The sequence below is a fragment of the Citrobacter sp. Cu096 genome, assembly GCF_030332285.1.
GTDB classification, from domain to species: domain Bacteria; phylum Pseudomonadota; class Gammaproteobacteria; order Enterobacterales; family Enterobacteriaceae; genus Citrobacter; species Citrobacter meridianamericanus.
Map to the genome: position 1 here is coordinate 1,463,599 of NZ_JAOWID010000030.1, position 12,697 is coordinate 1,476,295.

At 51.2% G+C, this 12,697-nt stretch carries 12 protein-coding genes; 7 read left to right on the top strand and 5 right to left on the bottom strand.

Annotation, left to right across the window (positions count from 1 at the left end):
* Window positions 1-4: 4 nt before the first annotated feature.
* Window positions 5-763, bottom strand: coding sequence for a DUF481 domain-containing protein (locus tag OGX99_RS21395; RefSeq protein WP_151225371.1), 759 nt, complete (start codon window positions 761-763; stop codon window positions 5-7).
* 287 nt (window positions 764-1,050) lie between these two features.
* On the opposite strand from OGX99_RS21395, the gene pfkB reads away from it, so the two are divergent.
* On the top strand, window positions 1,051-1,983 hold the full coding sequence (gene pfkB, locus OGX99_RS21400) for a 6-phosphofructokinase II (RefSeq protein ID WP_151219015.1): 933 nt from the start codon (window positions 1,051-1,053) through the stop codon (window positions 1,981-1,983).
* 267 nt (window positions 1,984-2,250) lie between these two features.
* Complete coding sequence (locus OGX99_RS21405; protein ID WP_043016598.1) at window positions 2,251-3,111, top strand: fructosamine kinase family protein; 861 nt, start codon at window positions 2,251-2,253, stop codon at window positions 3,109-3,111.
* Window positions 3,112-3,164: 53 nt separating this feature from the next.
* Here OGX99_RS21405 and OGX99_RS21410 read toward each other — a convergent pair whose 3' ends face one another.
* Window positions 3,165-3,701: a YniB family protein gene (locus OGX99_RS21410; protein ID WP_187252547.1), complete on the bottom strand. Its 537-nt coding sequence runs from the start codon at window positions 3,699-3,701 to the stop codon at window positions 3,165-3,167.
* A gap of 167 nt (window positions 3,702-3,868) precedes the next feature.
* Here OGX99_RS21410 and hxpB point away from each other — a divergent pair, with 167 nt between their 5' ends.
* From hxpB to tcyP, 4 genes are all read left to right on the top strand, one after another.
* Window positions 3,869-4,537: a hexitol phosphatase HxpB gene (gene hxpB / locus OGX99_RS21415; protein ID WP_286545031.1), complete on the top strand. Its 669-nt coding sequence runs from the start codon at window positions 3,869-3,871 to the stop codon at window positions 4,535-4,537.
* Between the two features lie 130 nt (window positions 4,538-4,667).
* A complete protein-coding gene (kduD, locus tag OGX99_RS21420; protein WP_286545339.1) occupies window positions 4,668-5,429 on the top strand; it encodes a 2-dehydro-3-deoxy-D-gluconate 5-dehydrogenase KduD in 762 nt (253 codons plus the stop codon).
* An 83-nt stretch (window positions 5,430-5,512) separates the two neighbouring features.
* Window positions 5,513-6,112: a metal-dependent hydrolase gene (locus tag OGX99_RS21425; protein ID WP_151219013.1), complete on the top strand. Its 600-nt coding sequence runs from the start codon at window positions 5,513-5,515 to the stop codon at window positions 6,110-6,112.
* A 135-nt stretch (window positions 6,113-6,247) separates the two neighbouring features.
* Complete coding sequence (gene tcyP / locus OGX99_RS21430; protein ID WP_151219012.1) at window positions 6,248-7,639, top strand: cystine/sulfocysteine:cation symporter; 1,392 nt, start codon at window positions 6,248-6,250, stop codon at window positions 7,637-7,639.
* A gap of 63 nt (window positions 7,640-7,702) precedes the next feature.
* Here the strand turns inward: tcyP and cedA are convergent, their stop codons facing one another.
* Window positions 7,703-7,966, bottom strand: a complete 264-nt coding sequence (gene cedA / locus OGX99_RS21435; RefSeq protein ID WP_151225369.1) for a cell division activator CedA — start codon at window positions 7,964-7,966, stop codon at window positions 7,703-7,705.
* Window positions 7,967-8,158: 192 nt separating this feature from the next.
* Between cedA and katE the strand changes: the two genes are divergently transcribed.
* Window positions 8,159-10,417: a catalase HPII gene (gene katE / locus OGX99_RS21440; protein WP_286545033.1), complete on the top strand. Its 2,259-nt coding sequence runs from the start codon at window positions 8,159-8,161 to the stop codon at window positions 10,415-10,417.
* Window positions 10,418-10,452: 35 nt separating this feature from the next.
* Here katE and chbG read toward each other — a convergent pair whose 3' ends face one another.
* Window positions 10,453-11,211, bottom strand: coding sequence for a chitin disaccharide deacetylase (gene chbG, locus OGX99_RS21445; protein ID WP_286545036.1), 759 nt, complete (start codon window positions 11,209-11,211; stop codon window positions 10,453-10,455).
* Window positions 11,212-11,223: 12 nt separating this feature from the next.
* A complete protein-coding gene (locus tag OGX99_RS21450; protein ID WP_151219009.1) occupies window positions 11,224-12,579 on the bottom strand; it encodes a 6-phospho-beta-glucosidase in 1,356 nt (451 codons plus the stop codon).
* Between the last annotated feature and the right edge of the window lie 118 nt (window positions 12,580-12,697).

The window sequence follows — 12,697 nt, forward strand, 5'->3', positions numbered from 1 at the left end:
GTCATTACATACGATAGCCGAGTGAAACAGTAGTACGGCGATCGGTATGTTCCGGCGCTGTTGCCGGTGGTTCAGAGTTCCAGGTGACGTTGTAAGCCACTTTCAACCCAAAGTGTTCGTTGATAGCAACGTTCAACGCCGTTTCAGAGTTGAGTGTTGTATCATCAGCACCAAATACCGACACACCTTGTGTAAACTTAGTATTGTCAGTCATCTGCCACGCATAAGCTCCTGACGCATAACCCAGCGGCTGCGTTTCAGTGGTGCCATCCGTATGCTCGTCATAGCGCACGCCAGGACCGAATTCAAAACGGAAACTGTGTACTGGTCCGTTGAGGAACTGACGACCATAACCTGCGGTCAGCACATCGCGCTCACGATAGCCGTTGTAACGGTCGGTCAACCAGCTTGCCTGCCCAAAGAGATAGTCATAGTCGGTCATGTTGTAGCGACTACGGCCACCTACGGCATATTTCTCCGAGGAACGCTCATCATTCGAAGAGGTATTACTGGCATTTCCCCACAAAGACCACGCCGTGGATTCACCATACCAGGTCATGGTGGTGTCTGCCGTTAAGGAGGAACTTTTTGTGTTGCCTGACTGGGCGAGATATCCCGCGTTCAGGTTACCTTCAAAGGGTTTTTTCGCGCTGGAAGGGTCATCCATGACAGTAAAAACGGAATCATCGGCAACAGCATGCATTGACGCAAGCAGGCCCCCCGTCAGCAGTAATGCTGCGGGCACTGTCTTCAAAAGCTTCATTTATTAAGAGTCCGTACAACAAAAAAAGAGACCATTACGGTCTCGGAAACTTTCATATGGATCAATGACAAGAGACCCTTGAAAGGTAACAAATTATAAAAAGACTCGAATAACATAGCAATAAATTCTTATTTCATTTTTTGAATAAGAGCCTTCCTAAACCGTTTTTTTATTTATATATCTTTAACGCAAATGTTTTAAATAAAGACACGAAAAATCATGTTGTTAATTACTTCACTTTCGAAAGGTTAAGTGCCAGACTGAGGAAAGCCTAACAGGAGGTAAAGATGGTACGTATCTATACGTTAACACTTGCGCCCTCTCTCGATAGCGCAACAATAACCCCACAAATCTACCCGGAAGGTAAGCTTCGCTGTACCTCGCCGGTTTTTGAGCCCGGTGGTGGCGGCATCAATGTCGCTCGCGCAATTGCCCATCTTGGAGGAACCGCCACGGCCATCTTCCCCGCGGGGGGCGCCACTGGAGAGCATCTCGTCGCATTGCTTGCCGACGAAAATGTTCCCGTATCCACCGTCGAGGCCAAAGACTGGACCCGACAAAATCTCCATGTCCATGTTGAGTCCAGCGGCGAACAGTATCGCTTTGTCATGCCCGGCGCTGCGTTGACCGATGCTGAGTTCTGTCAGCTTCAGGATCAGGTGCTGGAAATTGAGTCTGGCGCGCTGCTGGTTATTAGCGGCAGTTTGCCGCCAGGGGTACAGCTTGAGAAGCTGACCCGGCTCATTAGCACGGCGCAAAAACAGGGAATTCGCTGCATCGTCGATAGTTCTGGCGAAGCGCTTGCAGCAGCGTTGGCTATCGGCAATATCGAACTGGTCAAACCCAACCTCAAAGAGCTGAGCGCGCTGGTAAACCGCGAGCTTACCCAGCCCGATGATGTGCGTAAAGCCGCACAGGAAATCGTGCAAAGCGGTAAAGCACATCGCGTTGTGGTCTCGCTTGGCCCACAGGGGGCGCTGGGCGTTGATCGTGAAACCTGCGTCCAGGTGGTTCCGCCGCCGGTGAAAAGCCAAAGTACTGTGGGCGCAGGCGACAGTATGGTCGGGGCCATGACGCTTAAACTGGCTGAAAACGCACCTTTTGAAGATATTGTTCGCTATGGTGTCGCAGCCGGTAGCGCCGCAACCCTGAACCAGGGGACGCGCCTGTGTGCTTTAGACGATACGAAGAAAATATACGCATACCTTGCTCAGCAATGAGACCTTCCCTTGTGTTAGGTTAAAGGAAGATTTTCCCGTAAAACTGTCGGCGCTAGTGTTATACGTCTATGATAAAAAGTCACGTGATTACAAAGCAGTGAATCACGAGCAACCGGACGTCTTCACAGCAATGCGAGGTGAGGAAGAACGACAAACATTAAGTGCCTTTCCAGCGATGACGCGTCCGTGGTGTGCGTCAGTTCGTGTTTTTTAACCGCATTCTTGCGCTAACCTTATGATCTGGCAGACAACATGGGGAGAGACATCATGTGGCAGGCTATCAGTCGTCTTTTAAGCGAGCAATTAGGTGAAGGCGAAATCGAACTGCGTAACGAACTGCCCGGCGGAGAGATCCACGCCGCATGGCATTTACGCTATGCGGGGCGCGATTTTTTCGTCAAATGCGATGAAAGAGAGCTGTTAACCGGCTTTACGGCGGAAGCCGATCAGCTGGAGCTACTTTCACGCAGTCAAACCGTATCTGTGCCGAAAGTTTGGGCGGTAGGTGCAGACAGAGATTACAGCTTTCTGGTGATGGATTTCCTCCCTCCCCGCCCGCTTGATGCGCACAACGCCTTTATCCTCGGTCAACAGCTTGCGCATTTGCATGAATGGAGCGATCAGCCTCAGTTCGGGCTCGACTTCGATAATGCGCTCTCAACCACGCCGCAACCTAATACCTGGCAACGTCGCTGGTCGACCTTTTTTGCCGAGCAGCGTATTGGCTGGCAACTGGAGCTCGCCGCGGAAAAAGGCATTGCGTTTGGCAATATCGACGCCATTGTCGAGCATGTTCAGCAGCGTCTGTCTTCACATCAGCCGCAGCCGTCTCTCCTGCACGGTGATTTGTGGTCAGGAAACTGTGCCCTCGGCCCGAACGGTCCCTATATCTTCGACCCTGCCTGCTACTGGGGAGACCGGGAGTGCGATCTGGCAATGCTACCGTTACACACCGATCAGCCGCCGCAAATTTATGACGGTTATCAGTCTGTGTCGCCGTTACCATTAGATTTTCTCGACAGACAACCTGTCTATCAGCTCTATACGCTGTTGAATCGGGCAATTCTGTTTGGGGGGCAGCATCTGGTTGTGGCGCAGAAGGCACTGGACAGATTACTGGCAGCTTAGCACGCTTATCAGGCCTGGCGGTTCAAAATGCGACAGGCCTGAACGTGCAGCACTTACAGAAAGCCCAACAATGAAAAGAAGAAGTAGCCGATCACGATAACGATCACCGGCAAAATATACAGCGGGAAAATTTGTAAAAAGATCGTATGGTGCGGAACCACAATACGCGACTCAAGCTGCTCTCGCGTTAACCCTTCACTGCCTTTTGCCTGTTCCAGAATCAGTTGATCCTGAACGCCCTCGCGTAAAAAACGCGCCTGACGGCTCATCCTGGCGCCTGAATCCTGCAACGCCAGACCGATAAAAATCAGGATGAAAATCAGCCAAAAGACGAGATTCAGTCCACTTTGAAAATCGGGCGTCGGCGAGTTATACCAAAACACGTTAAGAAAAGGGGTATTAACCCGCATCATATCGATCATTACATGGGCAAAATCGAGCATGACCGCGTTAATTCCCTCCTGCTTTTCGCTGTGCGCATACATAAACTTCAGTACTGAAACCAGTGTTGAAATCAGCGCGGGAATGAAAATTACCCACCCCACCAGCCTTTTCAAGACAGCAATGCGTCCAGCTTGTTGATACGTCATGAGTTCCCCTTGATAAAGACGTGTCATTTTGGCCTAAGTTTACCCGTTGATAACCATTTTCGCCTGATCTTTAAAGGCAGTATACTGTTGAATTAGCCATAATAAACGCCCAAAGCCTGTCCAGACGGGCTCTTAATCCCTTTTATTACCGTAAAGGAGAGGTTGTAATGTCAACCCCGCGTCAAATTCTTGCTGCAATTTTCGATATGGATGGATTACTGGTCGATTCTGAACCGCTCTGGGATCAGGCCGAACTGGATGTGATAGCAAGTTTAGGCGTTGATATCTCCCGCCGCCATGAACTTCCCGATACCCTGGGCTTACGCATCGACATGGTGGTTGATTTGTGGTTTACGCAGCAACCGTGGAACGGACCTTCACGCCAGGAAGTCACCGAGCGCATCATATCCCGCGCAATTGCGCTGGTTGAAGAAACGAAGCCGCTGCTGCCAGGGGTGCGCGAAGCCGTGGCGTTATGCAAATCACAGGGAATCAAAGTAGGTCTGGCATCCGCTTCGCCGCTGCATATGCTGGAAAAAGTGTTGACCATGTTTGATCTGCGCAACAGCTTCGACGCACTGGCTTCTGCGGAAAAACTGCCCTACAGCAAACCACACCCGCAGGTTTATCTCGATTGCGCCACAAAACTGGGCATTGACCCTTTAAACTGCGTCGCGCTGGAAGACTCGGTGAACGGTATGATTGCTTCGAAAGCCGCCCGCATGCGTTCCATCGTAGTACCTGCGCATGAAAATCAGCACGATCCCCGCTTCGTTCTTGCCGACGTTAAGCTGACCTCGCTCACCGAACTGACTGTCGCAGATCTGCGCGGCTAATCCTGCCAGGGGCAATGATCGCATTGCCCACTTTTTTTAAAACACCATTTCATTTTTATTGTATTTCTGTTTAACCTCTCCTATTCTTCCCCTATCGTTAGCGTTGATGACATAAATAGTTGAGGTGGACATAATGCAGAATGCTTTTCGTCTCGAGGGCAAAGTCGCCATCATCACCGGGTGTGATACCGGCCTTGGGCAGGGTATGGCTGTAGCGCTGGCCGAAGCAGGCTGCGATGTGGTCGGCGTGAATCGCAAAATACCGCATGAAACTGCAGAGAAGATTAACGCGATCGGTCGACGTTTTATGGCAATTCAGGCCGACCTCAGTCAACAGGAAACGATCACCAGCATCGTCACGCAAACAGTGTCGGCGTTTGGCCGAGTCGATATTCTGGTCAACAATGCGGGAACCATACGTCGTCAGGATGCGCTGGACTTCAGCGAAAAGGATTGGGATGACGTATTGAACCTGAACCTTAAATCCGTTTTCTTTTTGTCACAGGCCACGGCGCGCCAGTTTCAGGCTCAGGGCAACGGCGGAAAAATCATTAACATTGCCTCAATGCTCTCTTTTCAGGGTGGTATCCGCGTGCCTTCCTATACCGCATCCAAAAGCGGCGTTCTGGGTATCACCCGCCAGCTGGCTAACGAATGGGCGGCTCTGGGAATTAATGTCAACGCCATCGCGCCCGGCTATATGGCGACTAATAACACCCAGCAACTACGCGAAGACAGCGAGCGTAATCAGGAGATTGTCAATCGTATCCCCGCCGAACGCTGGGGCACGCCTGATGACCTGAAAGGCCCGGTCGTTTTCCTCGCTAGCTCTGCCTCTGACTATATTCACGGCCATACGCTGGCCGTAGATGGCGGGTGGTTGGCGCGGTAAAGACACACTTGTGACAAAGGGTTACAACGTCACCTCTTCCGCCTACTGTATAAAACCCCTATACTGTATGAATCGACAGTTTATTGGGTTTTATCATGACGGCGGAAGGTCACCTTCTTTTTTCTATTGCCTGTGCGGTATTTGCCAAGAATGCCGAGCTAACGCCCGTTCTTGCGCAGGGTGACTGGTGGCATATTGTTCCTTCAGCCATTTTAACGTGCCTGCTGCCGGATATTGATCATCCCAAATCCCTGCTGGGACAGCGTCTGAAGTGGATATCTAAACCCATTGCCAGGGCATTTGGTCATCGCGGATTTACGCATAGCCTGCTGGCGGTTTTTGCCCTACTGACCACGTTTTACCTGAAAGTCCCTGATACCTGGATAATCCCGGCAGATGCCTTACAAGGTATGGTTCTCGGTTATCTCAGTCACATTCTGGCTGACATGCTGACTCCAGCTGGCGTTCCCCTGCTTTGGCCCTGCCGCTGGCGTTTTCGTCTGCCCATCCTCGTGCCACAAAAAGGCAACCAACTGGAACGGTTTCTGTGCATGGCGCTGTTCGCGTGGGCAATCTGGATGCCGCAGACCGTACAGGAGAACAGCGCGATACGCTGGTCATCACAGATGATTAATACACTACAAATGCAGTTTAATCGCTTTATAACGCACCAGGTTGACTAATAAACCAGCCAAAATGTCATTTTTGGTATAAACAATTCCATTTGAATATAAGAGGCATGTCACAGTTCTGCTAATCTTGCGCCAACAGAATCACCTTCACACGGTGATACGCATAATAAGATCAGGAGAACGGGGATGAACTTTCCTTTAATCGCGAACATTATCGTGTTCATAGTGCTGCTGTTCGTGCTGGCGCAAGCCCGGCACAAACAGTGGAGTCTGGCCAAAAAAGTACTGGTCGGTCTGGTCATGGGTGTGGTGTTTGGCCTCGCCCTGCATACCATTTATGGCTCCGACAGCCAGGTTCTTAAAGATTCCGTACAGTGGTTCAACATTGTAGGCAACGGTTATGTCCAGTTGCTGCAAATGATTGTTATGCCGCTGGTATTTGCGTCCATTCTCAGCGCCGTTGCACGTCTGCACAACGCCTCTCAGTTAGGTAAAATCAGCTTCCTCACCATCGGCACGCTGCTGTTTACTACGCTGATTGCCGCACTGGTCGGGGTTCTGGTGACCAACCTGTTCGGCCTGACCGCCGAAGGACTGGTACAAGGTGGTGCCGAAACTGCACGTCTGAACGCTATTGAAACCAATTATGTTGGCAAAGTGGCTGATCTCAGCGTTCCGCAGCTGGTGCTGTCGTTTATCCCGAAAAACCCGTTTGCCGATCTGACCGGTGCTAACCCGACGTCGATTATCAGCGTGGTCATCTTCGCAGCATTCCTCGGTGTTGCCGCGCTGAAGCTGTTGAAAGATGATGCGCCAAAAGGCGAGCGCGTCCTGATCGCTATCGATACCCTGCAAAGCTGGGTGATGAAGCTGGTTCGTCTGGTGATGCAGTTGACGCCGTACGGTGTTCTGGCGCTGATGACCAAAGTGGTGGCCGGTTCCAACCTGCAGGACATCATTAAGCTGGGTAGCTTCGTCGTGGCCTCTTATCTCGGTCTGGGAATTATGTTCGTAGTTCACGGGATCCTGCTGGGTATTAACGGCGTTAGTCCGCTGAAATACTTTCGCAAGGTGTGGCCGGTGCTGACATTCGCCTTCACCAGCCGTTCCAGCGCAGCCTCAATTCCGCTGAACGTTGAAGCGCAAACCCGTCGTCTGGGCGTGCCTGAATCTATCGCCAGCTTTGCCGCCTCTTTTGGTGCCACGATTGGTCAGAACGGTTGTGCGGGTCTGTACCCGGCTATGCTGGCAGTAATGGTCGCACCGACCGTCGGGATCAACCCACTGGACCCAATGTGGATTGCCACACTGGTAGGTATTGTGACGGTCAGTTCTGCAGGGGTTGCGGGTGTAGGAGGCGGTGCAACGTTTGCTGCGCTGATCGTCCTGCCTGCAATGGGTCTGCCGGTCACGCTGGTTGCCCTGCTGATCTCTGTTGAGCCACTGATCGATATGGGTCGTACCGCCCTGAACGTAAGCGGTTCCATGACTGCCGGTACGCTGACCAGCCAATGGCTGAAGCAAACCGATAAAACGATTCTGGACAGCGACGATAACGCTGAACTGGCGCATCGCTAAGCCTGATAGCTGAAAACAAAAAACCGCCGGAGTGTCATGCTCCGGCGGTTTTTTTTATATCCATTACTCGCTTAGTTCATTTTCCTGGCGAATTTGATTAGCCCAACGTTGCGCTGATTCCGGGACCGTAAATGCAGGCGAACGTTGAAATGCCTCCCCCATTAAGACAAAAGCGACATATTTTCCGCGCAGTATCCATACGTCACGAAACGCATCCATTTTAACCGCATGCTCTGGCGGCGCGGGCTCCACGCGCGGAACATAGCTGATAACTGGACGATTTTGTTGGCGAAGAGGTTTCATAATCAATTGCTTCACTAAAGACAAATTCTAAAAATCAGAAAACTGCTATCTTAGCCGATTTCGCCCCCTTGCGTCCTGCCTTGCGTGCGCGGTTTGTCTGTTTCATCGCGCTTTACGCCATCGGCCCGCACCTGCGCCATTGAGTGAGTGGTCTATAGTTAAAGCTTTTGACAGCAGCAACGACCCTTTCAGCAATGAAAACAGGAGACGAGTTTAATGTCACAGAATGATAAGCACCCACTCCATCACTCAGCGCCGGTTCATGATGCCAGCGAATCCCAGCCAGGACTTGACTCACTGGCGCCAGCTGACGGTTCACACCGGTCAACACCAGAACCCACTCCACCGGGCGCGCAGCCAACCACGTCCGGCAGTTTAAAAGCGCCAGACATCAGAAGTGACAAACTCAATGCGCTGGAAAGTTTTCGTAAAGGAAGCGAAGATTTTGCTCTGACCACCAATCAGGGGGTGCGTATCGCGGACGATCAAAACTCTCTGCGCGCCGGAAACCGAGGGCCAACCCTGCTTGAGGACTTTATCCTGCGGGAAAAAATCACCCATTTTGATCATGAACGCATCCCGGAGCGGATCGTACATGCCCGCGGTTCTGCCGCGCATGGTTACTTTCAGCCTTATGCCAGCTTGAGCGCGACGACGAAAGCAGACTTCCTCAGCGACGAGAATAAAATTACACCGGTTTTTGTGCGCTTCTCTACGGTTCAGGGCGGCGCAGGCTCGGCGGATACGGTCAGAGATATACGGGGATTTGCGACCAAATTTTATACTGAAGAGGGTATTTTTGATCTGGTGGGAAACAATACGCCCATTTTCTTTATTCAGGATGCCCATAAATTTCCGGACTTTGTCCATGCGGTAAAACCGGAGCCGCATTGGGCTATCCCGCAAGGCCAAAGCGCCCATGACACCTTCTGGGATTATGTCTCATTACAGCCTGAAACGTTGCACAACGTTATATGGGCGATGTCTGACCGGGGTATCCCACGTAGCTATCGCACGATGGAAGGTTTTGGCATTCATACGTTTCGGTTGATTAATGATCAAGGGAAAGCCACCTTTGTCCGTTTCCACTGGAAACCGCTGGCAGGCAAGGCCTCGCTGGTATGGGATGAAGCACAAAAACTTACCGGTCGGGATCCCGACTTTCATCGCCGCGAACTTTGGGAAGCGATTGAAGCGGGCGATTACCCGGAATATGAACTGGGGCTACAACTCCTTCCCGAAGAGGACGAATTCAAGTTCGATTTTGACCTGCTAGACCCGACCAAGCTGATCCCGGAAGAGCTGGTTCCGGTCCAACTCGTCGGTAAAATGGTGCTAAACCGCAATCCGGACAATTTTTTTACCGAAAATGAGCAAGTGGCTTTTCATCCCGGGCACATCGTCCCTGGCATCGATTTTACCAATGACCCCCTATTGCAAGGCCGCCTGTTCTCCTATACCGATACCCAGATCAGCCGCCTGGGTGGTCCCAATTTCCATGAAATCCCAATTAATCGCCCAACCTGTCCGTACCATAATTTCCAGCGTGATGGCATGCATCGCATGGACATCGATACCAATCCAGCCAACTATGAACCGAATTCCATCAATGATAACTGGCCGCGTGAAACACCGCCGGGGCCAAAACGTGGTGGATTTGAGTCGTATCAGGAACGGATTGAAGGAAACAAAATCCGCGAACGCAGCCCCTCTTTTGGCGAATACTATGCGCAGCCTCGCCTGTTCTGGCTAAGTCAGACGCCAATTGAGCAGCAGCATATTATCGGCGGATTCAGTTTCGAACTCAGTAAAGTTACGCGCCCCTATATCAGAGAAAGAGTGGTCGAACAGTTAGCCCATATTGACACTGCTCTCGCTGTGGCGGTTGCCGGGAATCTCGGTTTTGAACTCACTGAGGAACAGACCCAAATTGTGCCGCCGCCCAACGTCAACGGTTTGGAAAATGCGCCGTCACTCAGTTTATATGCGGGGGCGAAAGGTGAGATTAAGGGCCGCGTAGTCGCCATTTTACTTAATGACCAGGTAAAGTCGGGCGACCTGCTCGCCATCATGCAAGCCCTACAGGCCAAAGGTGTTCACGCCAAACTGCTCTATTCCCGAATGGGTAATGTGGTAGCCGACGATGGCTCCGTCCTGACTATCGCCGGTACCTTTGCGGGTTCGCCATCACTGACGGTCGATGCGGTCATTGTTCCATGTGGGAATATTGCGGATATCGCAATGAACGGAGATGCCCGATATTACTTACTCGAAGCGTATAAACACTTAAAACCTATCGCCCTGGCTGGTGATGCTCGTCAGTTTAAAGCAACGTTGAATATCAAAAATGAAGGAGAAGAAGGCGTGGTGGAAGCGGACTGTGCAGACGTACAGTTTATGGATGCTCTGCTGACACTGATGACCGCGCACCGCGTCTGGTCACGCGCGGGAAAAGTTGACACAATCCCTGCCTAAAAAATGCGGCGCATTAAGCGCCGCAAACTCAGGAATTACACGTTCAGAAAACTGCCAAGACGATAACCGCGCTCCGCAATAGCATATTTCAGTGACGAAGACGTCAGCACGTCGAGCTCAGTTAAGCGGGGGTAACAGTAGGCACTTTGACGAATAATCTCATCGATAAAGGCCGGATGACACATCACTTCCAGCGAAGACTCTCCCCGGTCTGCTGACGCATCAAGCATCTGCAAGAACAACGCTTCGGAAATCGCTTCGCCATAAAACTCGCTGCTGAATCCCTGGGAAGTCCGTAACGTTTGCGGAAAGTCAGACGCCTGAAATACCGTCTGACGATCAATCCGTAACGCAATCCCCTTTTGGGCAGCAAACCCGGCCACTATAGGGAAAATCTGCGGGAACATATGCACATGGTGATGGCTATCCAGATGCGTTGGCTCCCGTCCGAACAGGTCAATAAAACGCTGATACTGCGCGGCCAGTTCCTGTGAAATTTCATCCAGTGGCAGAGTGTCTTCCTCTGCCATCTGCCAGATCCATTTCCCGAGTACCCCTTCACGAGTAAGGACTGGCATTGCCGTCAACGGCCTGCCCAGCGTCAGAACAAAGTGCATTCCGACGGCAAGTTCAGGTATGTCGCGACTCAGCTGTACCGCATGGTCAATTGCCGCACCGTTAACCAGCGCCGTTGTCGAGGTGACAACACCATTACGACAGGCTTCAACAATGCCATAGTTTTGTCCTTTACTCAGGCCAAAATCATCCGCATTAACAATCAGTACGCGTTCCATAACCGACCTCAGTTAGTGTTGTTCGCTTTTGAGTTTCTCGATGCACCCGGCGAAGTTTGGCAGCCATTTTTCATGCGCCAGAATCAGCTCACGCGCCAGAATTTCGGCATCGCTGTCAGAGTGAACCAGCGGGCTAAGATTCAACGCAAGCAGCACATCATTCAGCTCACCGCTCAGCGCCGCATTGCTCGCCGCAACTTCAAAGCCTTTAATGGTATAGATAAGGCCGAGTACTTTCTCATCAAAATGGGTAATACGTGGATGTGGCGTAGCACCGTTGCGTCCCAGCGTACAGGTCATCTCCACCGCCCAGTCGGCAGGAATATTATCAACATGCCCATGATGAGGAACGTTGACATAGTGCTCGGTCTGTTTGTCGTTGTAGATGGCATTGATCACTTCACAGGCCGCATCGGAGTAATAGGCCCCGCCGCGCTGCTCCAGCTCTTTTGGCTTCACGTTCAGATCAGGGTTTTTGTAGAGCTCAAACAGTTGCTTCTCAACTTGTTGTACCACCTGAGCGCGCGCGCCGCCCTTATAGTATTCGCCCATTTCAATCGCCAGCATCTCTTTTGGCTTGAAGTAGTACAACAAATACGAGCACGGCAGCAGTTTCAGCGAGCGAATCAACCCTTCACTGAACGGCAGGTCGAAAATATTCTTCACGCCAGAGGCTTTCAACTGACCCGACGCAACGCCGTCCAGCAGTTCATCAAAGCGTGAAACACCGTTGACCAGAACATCCTTAATAAAGACCATATGATTCAGACCGAACAGATCGATGGATAAGTCATCGCTCTCTTTCAGCGCCAGCACGTCGCTGATGAACATTTTCATGCCGATCGGAATATTACATACCCCGATGAATTTCTTGAAATTCGTATGACGATAAACCGCCTCAGTTACCATCCCTGCTGGGTTAGTGAAGTTGATCACCCACGCATTCGGGCACAATTCTTCCACATCTTTCACAATATCAAAGATAACCGGAATGGTTCGCAGCCCCTTGAACAGCCCACCAGCGCCGTTGGTTTCCTGCCCCAGATACCCGTGGCTCAGGGGAATGCGTTCATCCTTTTCACGGGCTTGCAGTTGCCCAACCCGCAACTGGGTGGTAACGAAATCAGCATCTTTCAGCGCTTCCCGGCGATCCAGTGTTTTAAACAACTTCATTGGGATGCCCGCTTTGTCGATCATACGCTGACAAAGGTCAAAAATAATGTCCAGCTTCTCTTTTCCACCGTCGACATCAACCAGCCACAATTCAGAAACCGGTAATTCATGATAGCGCTTAATAAAGCCTTCAAGTAATTCAGGGGTGTAGCTGCTCCCGCCACCAATCGTGACGACTTTTAATTTCTGGCTCATATTTTCTCCCTTCAGTGTCAACACACTGACGTGTATTATGCTCAACCCGTTTGTCAGGTATAGCGTGGCTGTCCCGACGCTATTTTGGGCAAGCTATAAAAAATGGTTTATTGGTAAA